This window comes from Knoellia sp. p5-6-4 (assembly GCF_029222705.1).
Taxonomy (GTDB): Bacteria; Actinomycetota; Actinomycetes; order Actinomycetales; family Dermatophilaceae; genus Pedococcus_A.
On sequence record NZ_JARGZF010000002.1, the window covers coordinates 926,694 to 944,361 of the forward strand.

Here is a 17,668-nt window from a genome sequence, read left to right on the forward strand (position 1 = left end):
CATGCGCGCCCCACGCACCCCTGCCGAAGTCCTCGCCGAGATGCTCCGCTCCGACCCCGCCAAGCCGCGGGTCACGTGGTACGACGACACCCCGGGCCCGACGGCGGGTGAGCGGATCGAGCTGAGTGCCAAGGTGCTGGCGAACTGGGTGAGCAAGGCCGCGAACGCCCTGCAGGACGAGTTCGACGTCGCCCCCGGGTCGACCGTGCGGCTGGCCCTGCCGCCGCACTGGCGGGCGCTCTACTGGGCGCTGGCCGTGTGGTCGGTGGGCGGGTGCGTCAGCCTCGAGGACGGGGACGCCGACCTCACCGTCACCGACGACCCCGAGGTGGCCGGCGACGCCACCGCAGCCGTGCTCGTGACGCTCCCCGCGCTGGCCCGCTCGGCTCCGGGTGGTGCGCCCGCCGGTGTCGTCGACGAGGCGCGCGAGCTTCCCTCCTTCGGCGACCAGTTCGTCGCCTGGGAGGAGCCCTCCGCGGACGACGCCGCGCTGCGCACGTCCGCCGGCACCACGGCATACGGCGCCATCGTGCCCGGTCGGGACTGGCCGGTGGGCACCCGTCTGCACACCCGCTCCACCGACCTCGAGCCGGTGCTGCGCGACGCGCTCGCCGTGTGGGCGGTCGACGGCTCCCTCGTGCTCTCGCGCGGGCCGGCCGCGGCCGAGCGCGACCAGGCGCGCCTCGAGGCCGAGGGCGTCACCCGCGAGGGCTGAGGCCGGTCAGCGGCGGCGCAGCTCCGCCTCGAGGGCCTGCCAGGTCAGCGACGCGACCACGCCGGTGCGGGCGATCTTGGCGCGGCCCTGGAGCGCCTTGACGGCGGCCTCGGTCTGCGGGCCGAACATGCCGTCGGCGCCCACCCGCAGCGCCTTCTGCAGCACCACCACGGCGGCGCCCGAGGACCCCTTCTTGAGGACAGTGCCCCGGTACGCCAGCAGCGGGTAGTCGCGGGCCTCGAGGGCCTTCCACACCTTCGCGTCGGTCACGCCGGTGGCCTTGAGCTTGTGCGCCTTCTGGAACGCGGCGACGGCCGTGGCGGTGCGGGGGCCGTAGTGGCCGTCGACGGCCAGTCCCCCGAGGGCGCGCTGGAGCACCCGCACGGCGGTGCCCGTGGAGCCCGGCCGCAGCACCACCTTCGAGACGGCCGTGTATGCCGTGGTGGACGACGGCTTCACGGCCACCTTGGGCGGGGTGCTCTGCACGGGCGGCCGGGCCGTGCTGCGCGAGGGCGTCGAGGCGGTGCCGGGGCCCTGCCCCATCAGGGCCTTCCACGTCGACGCCGACACGATGCCGTTCACCGTGAGCTTCGCGCGGCTCTGGTAGACCCGGACGGCGCCGTCTGTCTGGGGGCCGAAGTGGCCGTCGGCGGTGATCTTGAGGGCCTTCTGGAGGGCGACGACCGCGGCGCCCGTGGACCCCTTCCGCAGGGTCGTGCCCGCGTAGGGGGCGAGCGGCGAGGTGGCCGGCTTGGCCGTCGTCGACGGGGTGGACGGCGTGGCGGTGCCCGGCTGCACCGAGCCGCGCGCCGGCACCTTGCCGAGGGCGACCATCCTGGCCCAGGTGGCCGCGTCGAGCCGGCCGGTGACCGGCACCTTGTTCGCCGCCTGCCACTTCTTCAGCGCCGCCAGCGTGACGGGGCCGAAGTGGCCGTCCGCCGGCACGCCGATCACCTTCTGGGCGAGCGCCACGTCGGGGCCGGTGCTGCCCTGCACCAGGATGGCGTAGACACCGGTGGGCGCCGTGGGAGGGGCGCTCGGGCTCGGCTTCGCCGGCGCGGGGCCGGGGTCGATGGTGGTGACCGCCTTGCCGGTCCACCAGGAGGTGCGCTTCATCGCGCCGTCCCACGTGAACGAGAAGTGGATGTGGTCGGTGTGGGGCGAGGAGCCGGAGTAGGCCGCCCAGCCGCGCGCGGGGTCGTAGGCACGCCACATCCGCTTGTTCCAGATGATGTACATGATCCCGAAGCGCCGGGCCATCGCGCCCTGCCTGCCCTGGGCGTCGGGCGCGGTCAGCCACGCCACCACCGAGTCGGCGATGGCCTTCTGGTCCTTGTTGCCGGCGTTGAGCATCCAGTCCCACGCGCGGCCGTCGGAGTGCTCGGTGACCCCGCTGTTGCAGCTCCGCTCGATGTACCACGGCGCCGCCGAGCCGACCTTGTAGTGCGCCACCATCAGCCCGGCGAAGGCGACCACGCCCGGCTTGGCGTGGGGGTCGCAAACCTTCTGGCCGTTGTAGGGCGGGGCGATGTCGAGCGCGGCCGGGAGCGACTTCGTCGGCGGCTTGGGCACGGAGGCCGCCTGCGCGCCCCCCGCCACGAGGGGCACACCGAGGACGGGGATGGACAGGGCACCGAACGCGCGGGCGGCGAAGGACACGGGCACTCCTTGTGACGTCGCCACCTTGGGTAGGAGGCGGATCGGTACGCAAAAGGCACAACACCCAGAGTCCCCAGACGTCCCTGCAGTCCCCGAGCCAGACATTTGTCCCACTGGTTCAATCAGGCCACAACCGCTTCCGTCGAACTACAGACGTGGAATTTCGCTCCCCATCGGCCGAACGGCTGATGCCGCCCAGGGCGCGTCCGCGCCGGGGATGCCGTTCGGCCCTGTCCCGTCGCACTCCGCTTCGTCGTCGGCTCACCGCGTGTGTGGTGAGCATGCTCGCTGCGGCCTTTGGTGGTGCGGGGGCACGCATGGACCGGCTAGGCGCGGCGCTAGAGTCCGGCCATGGACAAAGTCGTCTCCTCAGCATCCGGGGCCATCGACGGGATCGTCGACGGCTCCTCCCTCGCGGTCGGTGGGTTCGGCCTGTGCGGTGTGCCCAGCGTGCTCATCGCCGCACTGCACGACGCGGGGGTGACCGACCTCGAGGCCATCTCCAACAACTGCGGCGTCGACGACTGGGGACTCGGCATCCTGCTGCGCGACAAGCGCATCCGGCGCATGGTGTCGTCGTACGTCGGTGAGAACAAGGAGTTCGCCCGCCAGTACCTCCAGGGCGAGCTCGAGGTCGAGCTGACGCCGCAGGGCACGCTCGCCGAGCGGCTGCGCGCCGGCGGCGCGGGCATCCCCGGCTTCTACACGATCACCGGTGCCGGCACGCAGATCGCCGAGGGCGGCCTGCCCTGGCGCTACAACACCGACGGCTCCGTCGCGGTGGCCTCGCCGCCCAAGGAGACCAAGGTCTTCGAGGTCGACGGCGAGGAGAAGGAGTTCGTCCTCGAGCGCGCCATCGTGGCCGACTTCGGCCTGGTGCGGGCGTGGAAGGGCGACCGGCACGGCAACCTCGTCTTCAACAAGTCGGCCCGCAACTTCAACCCGCTGTGCGCCATGGCCGGACGGGTCACCATCGCCGAGGTCGAGGAGCTCTACGAGCCCGGCGAGCTCGACCCCGACGAGATCCACCTGCCCGGCATCTACGTGCAGCGGGTGCTGCCGCTGACGCCGGAGCAGGCCGCCGAGAAGCGCATCGAGCGCCGCACCACCCGACCCCGCCCCGCAGCGGCCGACCAGAACCAGGAGGCCTGAGATGGCCCTGACCCGTGAGCAGATGGCGGCCCGCGCGGCCGAGGAGCTCTCCGACGGCGCCTACGTCAACCTCGGCATCGGACTACCCACCCTGGTGCCGAACTACGTGCCCGACGACGTCGAGATCGTGCTGCAGTCCGAGAACGGCATCCTGGGCGTCGGCGCGTATCCCTTTGAGGGAGAAGAGGACCCCGACCTCATCAATGCCGGCAAGGAGACCGTGACCCTGCGCAAGGGCTCCTCGTTCTTCGACTCGGCCACCTCGTTCGGGATGATCCGGGGCGGCAAGGTCGACGCCGCCATCCTCGGCGCGATGCAGGTCTCGGCCAAGGGCGACATCGCCAACTGGATGATCCCCGGCAAGATGGTCAAGGGCATGGGCGGCGCGATGGACCTGGTCCACGGCGCCAAGAAGGTCATCGTGCTGATGGAGCACAACGCCAAGGACGGCTCCTACAAGATCGTCGACGAGTGCTCGCTGCCCTACACCGGCCGCGGCGTGGTCGAGCGGATCATCACCGACCTGTGCGTCTTCGACGTCACGGGCGACGGCCTGGTGCTGCGCGAGCTGGCCCCCGGCGTGACCGAGGACGAGGTCCGCGAGCGAACCGAGCCGGCGTTCACGGTCGACCTGGCCTGACCGGCGCACCGGAGCACGACGCGAAGGGGCGGGACCCTGCCGGGTCCCGCCCCTTCGCGCTAGCGGGCCTTGGTGCCCTACAGGGGCAGCCTCGAGAAGACGTTCCATCCGTGCCCGATCTGCACACGCGCCCAGAACGTGCCCTTGCCAGTGCCGCGGTAGAGCCAGAGTCGACCATCCGTACCGCGGGCGATGATGTCGCCTCGGCCATCGCCGTTGAAGTCTCCCGGCGAGAACAGCGCGTTGTACGAACCCCAGCCGGACGAGACCGTCCTGCGAGGGAGCCAACCTCCTCCGCCGTTGCCTGGATAGATGTAGAGCTGACCCGACGAGGTCCGCGCCATGACGTCAGGGTTGCCGTCACCGGTGACGTCGCCGCCGCTGAAGACGGCGGTAAAGACATGCCAGCCCGACCCGACACGCGCCCTCCCTGAAAACCCTCCCTGACAGTTGCCGGCGTAGACCCAGAGCGTGGCGTCGTCGCTGCGCCGGCCGAGCAGGTCGGTGCAACCGTCGCCGGTGAAGTCCCCGACCGGAAGCGCAATGTCGATCACCTGCCAGCCGCTCCCGATCTTGCGAGCCGAGCCGAGGCCACCCCCCGATAGGGTCGGGTATTGGTAGAGGGAGCCGTCCGCTGACACCGCCATGACGTCCGAACGCGCGTCACCATCCCAGGTCCCTGCGGTGAAGACCATGCGATGGACGTTCCAGTTGGCGGCGCTGATGTCGGATGCGACATCCCACCCGCCAGACCCGTTTCCCCGATAAAGCCGCATCGAGCCGTTTGCGGCGTTGACGCCGAGCACGTCGGCCTTCGCGTCACCACTGAGGTCGCGTGGGAAGGACGGCCACGACTGGGTGGCAGTTGGCTTGAACCAGTCGGAGCGACCGATTCCCAGCGTTGAGCGCAGTTGGTCGCCGGTGACGGTGAGGCTGCCCTTGGAGCCGGTGAGGGTGGCGCTGACCACACGTCCGCCCATGTCTCCCAGACCGTTGCGCTGCGAGATGAGAAGCCTCTGAAACGATCCGATCGCCGGAAACCGGGACTCCAGGGTCGATACGGGCACAGTCCTGGTCCACGTGTTGTACGGGTTGTCCGCCACGGCGTCCCAGTCATCCCTTTGCGCCACGAGGTACGGCTTGCTGCCTGCCGAGGTCCAACCCCCGCTAGAGGCACTGAACTGGGTGTACGCCGGATGGCCGCCGTACAGGACTGCGGTCTGTGCGGTGGAGGCGATGGCATCATTCGTCGTGATGGCCTCATTGGACGAGCCGTTGACGAAAGTGGGCTTGAAGACCTGGCTCCTCGTGTCGTCGTAGACGTCGTAGAACAACGGCGAGATCGGTGCGTTCCGGCGGTGGTACTCCGCGAAGCTCCTGGCCGCGACGCTCTGCGCTCGCAAAGTTGCCTGCGGCCAGGAGGCGAAAACCTCCCCCGGAACGACGGTGCGCAGATAGGTCTCCAACGGCAGGGCAACTACGGGAACGAGGGCCTCAGCGCCTGCACTGCCGATTAGGGTGGTGCGAACTTGTCCGGAGTAGGTCAGACGGTCACTCCCCCGACGGGTCGTGACCTGACCTGACGTGGAGTTGAGAAACGCACCGACTGACGGAGCGTTCGACGTGGCGAAGTAGCGCCACGTCGACGAACCAGTCGGGAGGTACTCCAGACGAACCCTGGTCGCGGTGCCGGCGACTTTCGCGTTCGGCAGCATGCGCCAACGGGCCACAGCCGCCCCGCCCTGGGTCGTCGGGAGCAGCCACGAGGTGCTCATGTCCCACGAGTAGCGGAGCCCCGCCTCGGGATAAGCCTCCACCGCGCTGCCCAGGCTGGCGACCCGCACCCTGATCATGGGGTTGCCGATCGAGCCGAGAGTTGTCCCGCGGTAGTAGAACCCAAGGATCTCTTGCCACGTCTTGCCCGCCCGGGCAGCCCCTAGCGCGCCGTACTGCGACATCCCGCGGCCGTGGCCGAAGCCATGTCCCGTCACCGTCCAGGATGAGGTGTAGGGCAGCGGGTACACCTCGCTGGCAGCCCCTGCTTGAGGCGCACCGACGACCACCCCTGCGGCGGCGGCCATCAGGACGGCGACTGTGACCAGACCCCGTCGCACGACTGATCCCGCTGTTGCTGACCTAGCCAAGAACCATCCCTCCACCCTGGCCGCCACGCACGACCTGCCTGCTGCCCTGAAGCCCACCCTTGCCGTTGCCTGCGTAGAGCCACAACCGGCCGTCTCGTCCGGCGGCCAGGATGTCCCTGTGTCCGTCCCCGTTGACGTCATCGACGCCAAGAATGCGGACGACGTCGCTTTGTGCCGACGCAATGACGTACTCGTCCAGTAGGGCAGCGCCGTGGCCTCCACCTCGCCACATCACGATCGCGTGGTCGCCACGTAGGGCGATGATGTCTCCGTTGACATCTGAACCGCTGAACGAGCCCGCGCCGGTCGCACTGAGCACCGTCCCCCATCCGTAATCGAGGTCGATGGGCTTTGAGAACGTCAAGTCGCGGCGCATGGGGTAGAGCGACACTGTGCCGTTGGTGCGCCGCACCAAGAGGTCAGGTACTCCGTCCTGCGTGACATCCCCCACGGGCTCGAGCATGCTGAAGGACTTCCAGCCCCATCCGATCGTCACGGGGGAGCCGAACGTGCCACCGGCCTGTCCCGGTTGAAAGGCCAGTGTGTCCTTCGCCGGCAGCCTGGAGACCAGATCAGCCCAACCGTCACCGTTGACGTCGCCCACGACTCGCACCAGGTCAGCCCCAGCGGGCGCGGCTACGGGTGCAGCCTGCCTGGTGAAGTCACGCTGCCCGTTACCCGCGTAGAGGGTGAGGGTGCCGCTGTCGACGCCGGGGTTGACCGCAAGCACGTCGTTTCGGCCGTCGGAGTCGAAATCTACGCTCGACGACACGTCGCGCATACCCGTCCACCCTGAGCCCCACACGTTCCAGCGCTCCACCTTGCCGGTGGCGCCTAGGTAGTAGGTACGCATGCGTCCCGACGCCTCGCGGGCCACCAGGTCCGGGCGCCCGTCACCGTCGAGATCACCTGCTGCGGCGAGTGCGGTGAAACCTCCCCAGCCGGAGCCCCACATCACGCCCGACTGGACCCCTCCGGTGGCGGAGCCGGCATACATCCTCAACTGGCCGTCGGAGGGAGTCACCGCCAACAGATCTGGGTGACCGTCAGAGTTCAGGTCGCCAGCGGACAACGGGTGATTCACGGCGTTCCACCCCGTACCGATGACCCGGGCTGCCGTCACGTAGCCGGTCCCCTTGCCGGGGTACAGCCTGAGCTCGCCGTTGCTGAAGACAGCCAGCAAGTCGTTGAGACCGTCACCGGTGCGGTCGCCAGCGGCTATGAGGATCTCGGCGTGCTCCCATCCGCTGCCATAGGTTCGGCGACCCAAGAAGCCGCCGTGCCCGTCCCCGAGGTAGACACGCAGTCCGCCACTCGACTCGACACCGACAACGTCGGGCTTGCCGTCGCCGGTCAAGTCAGGGGTCGCCGTGATACTGCTCAGCGCGTTCCACCCCGAGCCGAGCCGCCTTCCCCAAGCGACTGGGATCGGCCTGGCGCCCCGCAGCAGCGAGACGGTGCCGGTCATCGTGGCGGTCGTCAGTGTCCCGGGGTAGGACACGAGATCGGAGGATGCGTCGCCGGTGACGTCACGCTTGGCGGTCGCCACCGGCAGGCGTCCGACCAAGCTCGCGACCGTCGATCGGATGGACGGCAGCTTCGCGTACAGCTGCGCGCCAGGACATGAAGTCGGGTAGCCGTCACGGTGCCCGGAGATGCGCTCGAAGTACTTGTCGCGAGCGTAGACCTTCCCGGTCGCAGGGATGCCCGCAAGGCTGAACTTCCAGGCGAGCACACGGCTCACCGCGCTCGTCACGGCGGACGGCACCGCGGCATCCCGGTAGTCCCCGATCACCGACACGCCGGTGGACCAGGAGTTGTAGTTGGCCGTCTGCGCCCCGATGACGGCCCGATCCATGCCACCGTAACGCCCCTCCCAGGTCCTACCGAAGCGGTCGACGAGGAAGTTGTAACCGATGTCGCTCCAGCCCTGGCCGTCGACGTGGTAGGCATAGATGCCCCGAATGATGCCGGGCACCTGGGCGGCGGTGTAGTTGTTGGTGTCGACGGTGTGGTGGACGAAGCCGAGTTGAACTTGGCCGTATGCCGGGCTCCCCGTTCGCTTGGACTCATCGGCCCCCCACTGCGCACGCGAGTAGATCGTCGGTTTAGCCGCGGCGGCCGAGGCCGAGGCCGGCGGCCCCGACGCGGCGGGGGCGTCGGCCGGCGACGCGCCCGGGTCGATGACCTCGACCCGTGCGTCCTGGGGGAGGCTCCCGTCGCTCGAGACGATGCGGACCTCGACCTGCTCGGCCGCGGTCACGACGAGGGGGGCTGAGCCGCCGCGGGCGGCGTCGCCCTCGGGTCTGCCAGCGTCGGGTCCGTGGTCGTCATCGACCTCCAGGTCCTGCCACGGCCCCCAGGTCCCAGCAGTGCGGACGCGCGCCTGCGGCGTGTCGCCCGGGGAGCCGGCAGCCCACGTGGCCCCAACCACCGCCAAATCGGTCGGCAGGTCCACCGGTGCGGCTGACAGCACGGCGCCCTTCTGCGCCACCGTGCCGCGAGCTGTCGCCGATGAGCCCGACGAGGAAGGCGGCGCGCCCGGCGGTTCGCTCTTCACAACGGAGAGCGGCACCCTTGTCACGGCGGTCTTCACCGGACGGGGCTTCGGCGTCTCCTTGAGCGACCAGGCTCCCGACACCGGCAGCGACCCGCACAGCAGGGTGAGGCCGAGCGCCCCTGCCACCCGGCGTGCGACCGGGCTCTGATGGGTTGGTGTCGTCACAGTCAGCTCCCTCACGTGCGGCCGTCGGATCGGCACATTTGTCACAGAGCCGCCACCATCTCCCATCAGGCACGCTGGTTCCAGTGGAACCACCAGAGGTCGACCGTTTTGTGACCTCTGCGTCCCCATACACTTGCTGCGGTCATCAGCCATTCAGAGGAGGAACCCGTGCACGACACGTGGTTCGTGATCCCCCTGTTCAACGAGGAACAGGTCATCGCGGAAGTAGTGCGCGACGTCCTCGCGACGTGCCCGAACGTCGTCTGTGTGGACGACGGCAGCAGCGACGGATCGGCCGCCGCGGCACATGCCGCCGGGGCCGTGGTGGTGCGTCACCCGGTCAACCTCGGCCAGGGCGCCGCCCTCCAGACCGGCTTCGCGTACGCGCTGTCCCGGCCCGACATGCGCTGGGTCGTGACCTTCGACGCCGACGGCCAGCACCAGGTCTCCGACGTCGTCGCGATGCTCAAGAAGGCCAGGGCCGAGGACCTCGACGTGGTCTTCGGCTCCCGCTTCCTCGACAAGCGCACGGAGGCCGGCGCCCTGAAGCGGCTCGTGCTGCGGATGGCCGTCGCCTACACCAACCTGACCACCCGCACGAAGCTCACCGACGCGCACAACGGCCTGCGGCTGATCTCGCGCGACGTGGTCTCGCGCCTGTCGATCACGCAGAACCGCATGGCGCACGCGTCAGAGCTGGTCGCGCAGATCGGCGGCCTCGGCATCCGCTACGGGGAGTCCCCGGTCCACGTGCTGTACACCGACTACTCTCGAGCCAAGGGCCAGTCCCTCTGGAACGCCGTCAACATCCTCGTGGAGTTGATCCTGAGATGAAGATCCTGCTCATCCAGGTCCTGCTGATCATCGTCGTGGTCGCCGTTGTGGCCAGGCTGTTCCGCTCCCGGGGCGCCCGTTCCCAGGCGATCCGGCGCCTCGGCCTGCTGCTCTTCGCCGGGTTCGCCGTCGTGTCGATCCTTTTCCCCACCGTGTGGAACCGGATTGCCGGCCTCGTGGGTGTTGGTCGAGGCACCGACATGGTGCTGTACGCGCTGGTGGTGGCCTTCCTCAGCTTCACGGTGACCACCTACCTGCGGTTCCGGGAGATCGAGACGCGGTACACGAAGCTCGCGCGGCGCCTGGCCCTCGACGAGGCCGAGCGCGACTACCCGTCGCCGGGCTCCCCTGCGACCGGCCCCACCGGCCCCACCGGTGCCGGCGGGCCTGCCGCGCCGGGTGCACCGGAGGGGTCAGCGGGAGATCTTGGCGATGTGCTCGATCAGCCCCGTGGTCGAGACTGACGGTGTCCGCGGCAGGTAGACGACCTCACAGACGTCGGAGACCCAGTCGAACTTCCCGGCCCAGTCGTCGCCCATGACGAGGACCTGCGCGTTGTGCTCGACGATGTAGTCGCGCTTCTTCTCCAGCGACTCCTCGAGGAACACCTCGTCGACCATCTTCAGGCTGCTGAGGATCTCGAGCCGCTCGTCCTGGTCGAAGACCGGTGCCCGGCCCTTCTTCTTGATGTTCAGCTCGTCCGCCGAGACACCGACGACGAGGCGGTCGCCGAACTCCGCGGCTCGCTTGAGGACTCGGATGTGGCCGACGTGCAGCACGTCGAACGTGCCGAACGTGATGACGGTGCGAGTGCTCACCAATGCTCCTTGGGTATGCCGGTGCGAGACCTTGTGCCGGGCCCCTCGGGGCCGTTGTCCGTGCGCGGTGGCACGTTCTCGTGCCGAGAGGCTACCGTCCGGTCACGCTGAGGGCAGCATCGCGGCCACCGCGCCGTGGACCGCCTCCAGGAGGCCGGTGGTGGCCAGCCCCTCGCCGGCGCTCCGGCGTCCGCCGTGCACCACGGCCTCGGCGAGGGCGGCGGCGTCGAGCGCGGCCAGCTCCACCCCGGCCGGACGCGCCGCCACGTCGGAGGCGACCACGCGGGCGCCGAGGGCGAGGGCCTCGCGGACGACCACGGAGTCGCCGTCCCAGCTGGTGGGCCTGAGGAAGACGGCCGACTGCTCCAGCACCGCGCGCACCTCGGCCGGGCCGGCGTCGAAGCTGAGCTCCACCCAGTCGAGGGGGGAGACGGCGGACCGCAGGCGCGCCATCGCGTCGCCGTCGTGGCCGTAGGCGAGGATCCGCAGGGTGGCGTCGGGCCACACCTCGCGCACCCGCCGCACTGCCTCGACCCCGAGCTCGGCGTTGTAGTGCGGCAGGCCCGCGTTCGTCGCCAGGCTGATGAGGTGGCCGGTCCGCTGCGGCCCCTCTCCCGCCGCGGGCTCGACGGCGAACGGTGTCACCACCCGCACCACCCGCGAGCCGGGAGGAAGGAGCCGGCCGATCTCCTCGTTGACCGCCCACACCTCGTCGTAGGCCGCCAGGGACACCCGCAGCAGGGCCGCCCGGACGCGGCCCATCGACGCGAGCTGCCCCGCGACCGACCCCGAGTGCAGGACCAGCACGGTGCGCCCGCGCTGGAGGGCGAAGACCGGGGCGAGGAGGATGGCCCTCCAGAGCCGGGTGATGTGGAACAGGTGGACCGCCGGCCGCTGCCAGAGCCTCGGCAGGGCGCCGAGTGCCCGGCGAGCCGAGCCGGTGTCGACGTAGAGCACCTCGCTGCCCTCGGCCCGCAGCTGCGCGGTCAGCTGGGTGTGGCTGGTGAGCACTCCGCCGACCTCGCCGTGCTCCTGGGCCCACTGCACGACGCGATTCCGGGGGCCGGCTCCCGCCATCAGTCGAGCCTCGAGCTGGTGAGCACGCCGACCAGGTGCCCCCCGGCGGTCACGAGCGCCAGCGGCACCATCACCACGACGAGCACCTGGGTGCCCAGCAGGTCGCCCCGCACGACGTCCACCAGCCCTGCCGCCAGCGCCAGGAGCGAGGCCTCGACGGCGACGAAGGCCCGGAAGACCGGCAGGTACCCCATGGCCCGCCGGACGGCGGCCAGGCCCGAGACCTTCGAGCGCGTCGTGGCGGCGACGTCCTCGAGTGGCGGTCGCCCGGCCTTGGCCCGCGCCACGTGCACGAGGTCGGTGAACGCCTTGTTCATGAGCACGACGACCGCGACGAGCAGGCCGAGCACCGTCCAGCCGCCGACCCGCAGCGGGTCCGTGGCCGACCAGGCGTCGGCGCGCAGCCCGAGCGCCACGGGGATGGCCGCCTCCGTCGCGTAGTGGCCGATCCGGTCGAGGTAGATGCCGGCCGGCGAGAAGCGCTGCCGCCAGCGGGCGACCTCGCCGTCGCTGCAGTCGAGGAGGATCTGCACCTGCATCGCCAGGGCGCACAGCAGCGGCCCGACCAGTCCCGGCAGGGGCAGGGCGAAGGCGCCCAGCACGCCGACCGCGACCATCAGCCAGGTCACCCCGTTGGGGCTGATGCCCGTGGGCAGCAGGGCCCTGGTCGCGTAGATGCTCAGGTGGCGGATGTACAGCGCACCGGCCCAGTGCTCGGCGTTGTAGCGCGCGATGTGCTCCGGCGGCTGGGCGACCGCCCGCAGCTGGGCGAGGCCGGGGTGGTTGTCCGTCGGGTCGTGCGCCGGGGAGCTCACGCCTGCACCCCTGCCCGAGCGGTGCGCTGACCGGCGATCCACGTCCGCCAGCCCCGGATCGACTCGCCGAGGTAGAGCGCGGCCAGCAGCAGCGCGAGCGCCCACAGCACGGGGACGACCGCCCCCGGGGCGAGGAGGGCGAGCAGCAGCACCACGATGAGCCGCCCGTCGGTCCCGCCCCCGGCCCACGTCAGCCACGGGGCAGGAGGCGTGCCGGTGTCGCGGAGCCGGTAGACGACGTCGTAGCGGTGGTAGGCCACGGCGCTCAGGTACGCGTAGGCGGCGGCGCTCATGACACCGACGACGTGGTGGACCACCAGGCCCACCACGAGCACCTCGGCGACCCACAGCGCCGCCGGCGCCTGCCACCCGAGGGGGTGGTGCACAGGGCTCTGCCACCCCAGCCCGACGAGGGCGCTGCCGACGAGGGCGAGCGCGAGGGCCGCCCCGACGGAGTCGAACCACAGGGCCAGCGGGACCAGGAGGGTGAGGACGCCCGCCCCGGCCAGTCCGACGGGGAAGGTGGCACGCCCCAGGCGGCCGGCCAGGCGGGCGACGGGTCCGAGGTCGAGCTGGTGGTCGAGGTGCCCCGGGCCGCTGCCCGGCGTGACCGCGAACCAGGACGGGTCGCGGCGCACGAGCACCCGCACCACCCGGCCGCCCTGGGTCCAGAGCACGGCCACCACCACCGCGACGAGCAGGGTCCACAGGACCAGCATCGGTCGGCGGGTGAGCAGCGTGAGCGCGATGAGCAGGTAGCGCTCGGCGATGGGCAGGTGGACGACCTTCTTGGCCCAGTGCACCGCCCGCGCCCGCCGCCCGGCCGGCTCGGGGAGGGTGCCCCTCGCACCGGCTGGGCCGCCATCTCCGGCCTCGTCCACGGGCAGGACGACGGGGTTGCTGCGCCGGGCGAAGCCCAGCCGGTGCTCGTAGGCGTAGTCCTCGAGGTGGCGCACCGTCACCGCGGCCAGCACCGCGACCGCCAGCGGCCAGCCCGGCTCCCCCTCGCGCACGGCCACGGCGGCGACCGCCGCCACGACGGCATACTCCTTGACGCGGTCGCCGACCGCGTCAAGGAAGGCGCCCAGGGGGCTGAACCTGCGCGTGAACCGGGCGATCTCGCCGTCGACGCAGTCGACCACGAGCGCCGCGAGCAGCAGGACGGCCGCGACGACCCACGCCCACCAGGCCCCCGTGGCCACCAGGCCGGCCGCCACGAGCCCGAGCACCAGGGAGACCACGGTCACCCCGTTGGGCGTCCACCCGTGTGCCAGCCCGACCGCGGTCAGCCGCCGCGAGAGGGGGCGCACGGCGAACGTGGAGAAGAAGCCGTCACCACCGCGGGACGCCCCGCGCAGGCGCTGCCGCCACGGGTCGCCCGCCGCCCCCTTCGCGCGCACCGCCCCGCGGGACCAGTCGAAGGGCCCGAGCCCGGACGCCTGCACGGGCATCCCGCCCCGGACGAGCACGAGCAGCACGACGGCCAGAGCGTCGCTGCCCCAGGCCGGGCCGGCGTGGCCGGCTGCCTCACGCAGCAGCCGGGTCGCCTCGGCCCGGTCGCCGGCGGCGATCCGCAGCACCCCCGGGAGCGCGTGGGTGGGGTCGCTGACCGCGTGGGCGGCCGTGCCGACCGACTCGACCAGCCGGCCGTCGCCCCCGACCCGCACGCGGGCCGCCTCGTCCCGGCCCTCGGCGACCGCGAAGGGGTCGGCCACGAGCGCCGCGGTTCGCACGCCGGGGCGGTCGAGCAGGTCGAGGAGCGCCACGCCGGAGATGTCGAGGTCGGCGGCGGCCACGACGGCAGGGGCGGCCTCGCCGGCGCAGAGCACCTCTGCGAGTGACCGCAGCAGCTCCGGCAGCGACCCGGTGAGGTGCACCGGGCGCTCGCCGAGCCCGAGGCCGGCGAGCGATGCCGCCACGCCCGCGCCACCCGCGCCGCCCGCGCCGAGCAGCACGACGTCGGCTCCCGCGGTGTAGCCGTGGACGGCCCGGGACGCCTCGTTGCCCACCGAGGGACCTGCCGAGGGGGCTGCCGACGCGGTCACGCCCCGGCGTCCATGTCGGCGTTGTAGCGGTCGAGCACCTCGAGCATCGGGCCGTCCATCATCAGGCGACCCTTGCGCAGGTAAAGGCCGCGCGTGCTGAACCGCTTGAGGTCGTTCTCGGAGTGGGACACGAGGAAGAGCGTGCGGCCCTGCGCGAGCAGCGACTCCATCCGCTGGTAGCACTTCTCCCGGAAGGCGCGGTCACCGACGGCGAGCACCTCGTCGACGAGGATGATCGGCTCGTCCAACGTCGTGATGACGGCGAAGCCGAGGCGCACCTTCATGCCCGACGAGAAGTGCCGGTACGGCGTGTCGAGCCCCTCGCGCACCTCCCGGCCGGCGAAGTCGACGATCTCGTCGAAGCGCTCGTCGACCTGTGCCCTGCTCAGCCCGTGCAGGCCGGCCGTGAGGTAGATGTTGTCGCGCGCCGAGAGCTCGCCGACGAAGCCGCCGGTGAGCTCGATGAGCGGCGCCACGCCGCCGTCGACCCGCACCGACCCCTCGTCGGGCAGCAGCACGCCGGCGATCATCTTCAGCAGGGTGCTCTTGCCACCGCCGTTGCCACCCACGAGGCCGACCGCCTCGCCGGGGTAGATGTCGAAGGAGACGTCGCGCAGCGCCCAGAAGGTCGCCTTGGGGGCTCCGCTGCGTCCGTGGAAGAGCAGCTCGCGCAGCTGCATACGGCGCCGCCGCGACCGGTAGAACTCGATCCCGAGTCCGTTGACGGAGATGACCGGCTCTGCCATCAGATCTCCTTCAGGACGGCACGCTCGAGCCGGCCGAAGACCGCCACACCGAGCAGGAGGAGGACCACGGACAGGACTGCGGACACAGCCACGGCGCCCCAGACGATCGGGAACTGGTCGTGGGAGAAGAAGCCGGCCCGCATGAGCTCGAGGATGCCCGTCAGCGGGTTGAGCCAGGCGACCTTGTCGTAGGGCTCGGGCACGAGCTGGTTGGCGTAGATCACCGGCGTCGCGTAGAAGAGCATCCGGATGACGATGCGGATGACGCGCTGCATGTCGGTCACCAGGGCCGTCACGGGGGCCAGGAGCAGGCCGATGCCCACGAGCGTGACGCCCTGCAGCAGGATTCCCAGCGGGAGCAGGACGACCCAGCCGTTGAGCTCGGCCACGCCCTGCACCAGGTAGAGCACGAGGAAGGCCAGCAGCACCGGCAACGACAGCAGGTACTCGATGCCCTTGGACAGCACCACGCGCAGCACCCACATCTCACGGGGCAGGTTGGTGGAGCGGACCAGCTTGGCCTCCTGGATGAGCGCCCGGGACGTGTCCGTCAGGCAGCCGGAGAACCACTGCCACGACAGCAGGCCGACGAGGAGGAACAGGAAGTACGGCTCGTGCCCGAGGTCGTCACGGCGGAAGATGTGCACGAAGACCAGGTAGTAGATGAGCGACATCAGCAGCGGGTCGAGCACGGTCCACACGTAGCCGAGCACGCTGCGGGAGTAGCGGACGCGCAGGTCGCGCAGGACGAGGGTCCAGAGCACGCTCCGCCTGCCCGTGATGGCCTGCGTGCGGGTGATCAGTCTCATGCGTCCTTGCCTGTCGTATGCCGTGGCACATGCCGGTCCGGCATCCGGGGGGACACCCGCACGCCAGGTCCGAGGTCCGAGGGTACGCCACGGCGACGGCGGCGGACCGCGGTGGTGGCGCGGCCCGCCGAGCCGGTCAGCGGGCCCTCCCGGCGCCCTTGCCCGAGCCCCGAGTGGCGAGCGCGACCCGGGCCCTGCGGGGCAGCACCGACTTGACCGCCCGCGACGCGGCGTGTCGCACGATCTGGGGCAGCCCGGCCAGCCCCAGCTCGTGCTCGAGCCGGTAGGCGGCGACCTCGTCGCGGGCCCGCTGCAACAGCCGGCGGTCGTCCTGGGCCCACGCGCGTTCACCCCGGCGGGCGCGGACCGCCCGCACCAGGTCGTCCATCCGGCCTGCGTCGGCGAGCTCGACGTAGAGCCGCAGGGTCGGCGGCAGGGACTGGCGGCGCTGCGACGGGAGGCCGCCCGCGAGGTGGCGGAAGAACGACAGGTATGCCGTGCGGTAGGCCTCGTCGGCCTCCGGCAGCGCCGAGGTGTAGAGCGGCAGGTCGAGTCGCAGGACCTTGACGTCATGCGCCTCGCGCAGGTCGTGCAGCCCCTCGGCCTCGAGGAACCGGTCGACGTCGCGCACGGCTGCGAACCGGTCGGTGAGGTTGCCCAGCTCGTTGCGCCGCTGGGTGATCGACCGCTCCCCCTCCCGTGCGCGCCAGAGGTAGACCGGCTCGTGCACGCACTCCACCGTGCCCGCGAAGTGCAGGGCCCGCACGGTCACGGGCAGGTCCTCGTAGAGCACGCCCTCGGGGAAGCGCAGGCCGCGGTCGGCGAGGAAGGACCGGCGGTAGACCTTGTTCCACGCGGTGGTGTCGTAGAGCAGGGAGGGCTGCTGGGTGAGGGTTGCCTGCTCCCCCACTCCGGCCAGCGCCTGGGCGTGCAGCCCGGACGGCCAGCGGCGGCGACCCTCGAGGCGCTGCACCGCGCCGGTCGCCACGTCACCGCCCGCCGCCTGCGCGCGGGCGGGCAGCGCGGCATACGCCGGCAGCAGCTCGTCGTCGCCGTCGACGAAGCCGACGAACTCGCCCGTCGCCGCGTCGAGCCCGGCGTTGCGCGCCGCGCCGAGGCCGGCGTTGGCCTGGTGGAGCACGCGCCAGCCGTCCCTGCCGGCCGCGAACCCGTCGCAGATGGCTGCGCTGCCGTCCGTGGACCCGTCGTCGACGACGATGACCTCGGTGCCCGCCAGCACGGAGGCCTCGATGGAGCCGAGGCAGGCTGCCAGCCAGCGCTCGACGTTGTAGACGGCCACCACCACGCTGAGGAGGGGGGACGAGTGGCGCGGGGCGGGTTCAGGGGTCATCGGGCAGTCACCGGACTCGGTAGAGGACAAGGTTGTCGTGCTCGGCGGTGTAGAGGACCTCCCACCGCGCGGGGGACCCTCCAGGTGCTTCTCCAGCCACGGCGCCAAGGCGTTGCGGCCGAACAAGCAGCTCTGCGA

The 17,668-nt window shown here is 71.3% G+C and carries 15 protein-coding genes; 5 read left to right on the plus strand and 10 right to left on the minus strand.

Annotated features, from left to right (window positions below; genetic code table 11):
- The first annotated feature begins 1 nt into the window (after nucleotide 1).
- Entirely contained in the window at nucleotides 2-715 is a 714-nt protein-coding gene (locus tag P2F65_RS15840; protein ID WP_275809850.1) for a TIGR03089 family protein, read from the plus strand.
- 6 nt (nucleotides 716-721) lie between these two features.
- Here the strand turns inward: P2F65_RS15840 and P2F65_RS15845 are convergent, their stop codons facing one another.
- Complete coding sequence (locus P2F65_RS15845) at nucleotides 722-2,374, minus strand: peptidoglycan-binding protein (protein WP_275809853.1); 1,653 nt, start codon at nucleotides 2,372-2,374, stop codon at nucleotides 722-724.
- Between the two features lie 351 nt (nucleotides 2,375-2,725).
- On the opposite strand from P2F65_RS15845, the gene P2F65_RS15850 reads away from it, so the two are divergent.
- Complete coding sequence (locus tag P2F65_RS15850) at nucleotides 2,726-3,526, plus strand: CoA transferase subunit A (protein ID WP_275809856.1); 801 nt, start codon at nucleotides 2,726-2,728, stop codon at nucleotides 3,524-3,526.
- Nucleotide 3,527: 1 nt separating this feature from the next.
- Nucleotides 3,528-4,166, plus strand: coding sequence for a CoA transferase subunit B (locus tag P2F65_RS15855; RefSeq protein ID WP_275809859.1), 639 nt, complete (start codon nucleotides 3,528-3,530; stop codon nucleotides 4,164-4,166).
- A 77-nt stretch (nucleotides 4,167-4,243) separates the two neighbouring features.
- On the opposite strand, the gene P2F65_RS15860 is transcribed toward P2F65_RS15855, so the two are convergent.
- Both P2F65_RS15860 and P2F65_RS15865 read right to left on the minus strand, forming a co-directional pair.
- Nucleotides 4,244-6,247, minus strand: coding sequence for a SpoIID/LytB domain-containing protein (locus P2F65_RS15860; protein ID WP_275809863.1), 2,004 nt, complete (start codon nucleotides 6,245-6,247; stop codon nucleotides 4,244-4,246).
- Nucleotides 6,248-6,302: 55 nt separating this feature from the next.
- Complete coding sequence (locus P2F65_RS15865) at nucleotides 6,303-9,035, minus strand: FG-GAP-like repeat-containing protein (protein ID WP_275809865.1); 2,733 nt, start codon at nucleotides 9,033-9,035, stop codon at nucleotides 6,303-6,305.
- Nucleotides 9,036-9,203: 168 nt separating this feature from the next.
- On the opposite strand from P2F65_RS15865, the gene P2F65_RS15870 reads away from it, so the two are divergent.
- Complete coding sequence (locus tag P2F65_RS15870; RefSeq protein WP_275809868.1) at nucleotides 9,204-9,869, plus strand: glycosyltransferase family 2 protein; 666 nt, start codon at nucleotides 9,204-9,206, stop codon at nucleotides 9,867-9,869.
- Nucleotides 9,866-10,333: a DUF2304 domain-containing protein gene (locus P2F65_RS15875; protein WP_275809872.1), complete on the plus strand. Its 468-nt coding sequence runs from the start codon at nucleotides 9,866-9,868 to the stop codon at nucleotides 10,331-10,333. Before P2F65_RS15870 ends, P2F65_RS15875 begins: the two co-directional genes overlap by 4 nt.
- Here the strand turns inward: P2F65_RS15875 and P2F65_RS15880 are convergent.
- From P2F65_RS15880 to P2F65_RS15910, 7 genes are all read right to left on the minus strand, one after another.
- Nucleotides 10,283-10,687, minus strand: coding sequence for an adenylyltransferase/cytidyltransferase family protein (locus P2F65_RS15880; protein WP_275809875.1), 405 nt, complete (start codon nucleotides 10,685-10,687; stop codon nucleotides 10,283-10,285). The genes P2F65_RS15875 and P2F65_RS15880 overlap by 51 nt on opposite strands.
- Nucleotides 10,688-10,789: 102 nt before the next feature.
- On the minus strand, nucleotides 10,790-11,734 hold the full coding sequence (locus tag P2F65_RS15885) for a glycosyltransferase (RefSeq protein WP_275809878.1): 945 nt from the start codon (nucleotides 11,732-11,734) through the stop codon (nucleotides 10,790-10,792).
- A gap of 29 nt (nucleotides 11,735-11,763) precedes the next feature.
- Entirely contained in the window at nucleotides 11,764-12,579 is an 816-nt protein-coding gene (locus P2F65_RS15890; RefSeq protein ID WP_275809881.1) for a CDP-alcohol phosphatidyltransferase family protein, read from the minus strand.
- Entirely contained in the window at nucleotides 12,576-14,624 is a 2,049-nt protein-coding gene (locus P2F65_RS15895) for a DUF5941 domain-containing protein (RefSeq protein ID WP_275809884.1), read from the minus strand. The genes P2F65_RS15890 and P2F65_RS15895 overlap by 4 nt, the downstream gene beginning before the upstream one ends.
- A complete protein-coding gene (locus P2F65_RS15900; RefSeq protein ID WP_275809887.1) occupies nucleotides 14,621-15,370 on the minus strand; it encodes an ABC transporter ATP-binding protein in 750 nt (249 codons plus the stop codon). The genes P2F65_RS15895 and P2F65_RS15900 overlap by 4 nt, the downstream gene beginning before the upstream one ends.
- Complete coding sequence (locus tag P2F65_RS15905) at nucleotides 15,370-16,179, minus strand: ABC transporter permease (protein ID WP_275809890.1); 810 nt, start codon at nucleotides 16,177-16,179, stop codon at nucleotides 15,370-15,372. The genes P2F65_RS15900 and P2F65_RS15905 overlap by 1 nt, the downstream gene beginning before the upstream one ends.
- A 136-nt stretch (nucleotides 16,180-16,315) precedes the next feature.
- Nucleotides 16,316-17,530: a glycosyltransferase gene (locus tag P2F65_RS15910; RefSeq protein ID WP_275809893.1), complete on the minus strand. Its 1,215-nt coding sequence runs from the start codon at nucleotides 17,528-17,530 to the stop codon at nucleotides 16,316-16,318.
- Nucleotides 17,531-17,668: the final 138 nt, after the last annotated feature.

What these genes read in the sequence shown, in the direction of transcription:
- P2F65_RS15900 (WP_275809887.1), bottom strand. Translation starts at nt 15,370, where the DNA reads ATGGCAGAGCCGGTCATCTCCGTCAACGGACTCGGGATCGAGTTCTAC.
- P2F65_RS15875 (WP_275809872.1), top strand. Translation starts at nt 9,866, where the DNA reads ATGAAGATCCTGCTCATCCAGGTCCTGCTGATCATCGTCGTGGTCGCC.
- P2F65_RS15840 (WP_275809850.1), top strand. Translation starts at nt 2, where the DNA reads ATGCGCGCCCCACGCACCCCTGCCGAAGTCCTCGCCGAGATGCTCCGC.
- P2F65_RS15905 (WP_275809890.1), bottom strand. Translation starts at nt 16,179, where the DNA reads ATGAGACTGATCACCCGCACGCAGGCCATCACGGGCAGGCGGAGCGTG.
- P2F65_RS15910 (WP_275809893.1), bottom strand. Translation starts at nt 17,530, where the DNA reads ATGACCCCTGAACCCGCCCCGCGCCACTCGTCCCCCCTCCTCAGCGTG.
- P2F65_RS15855 (WP_275809859.1), top strand. Translation starts at nt 3,528, where the DNA reads ATGGCCCTGACCCGTGAGCAGATGGCGGCCCGCGCGGCCGAGGAGCTC.
- P2F65_RS15850 (WP_275809856.1), top strand. Translation starts at nt 2,726, where the DNA reads ATGGACAAAGTCGTCTCCTCAGCATCCGGGGCCATCGACGGGATCGTC.
- P2F65_RS15860 (WP_275809863.1), bottom strand. Translation starts at nt 6,247, where the DNA reads ATGGCCGCCGCCGCAGGGGTGGTCGTCGGTGCGCCTCAAGCAGGGGCT.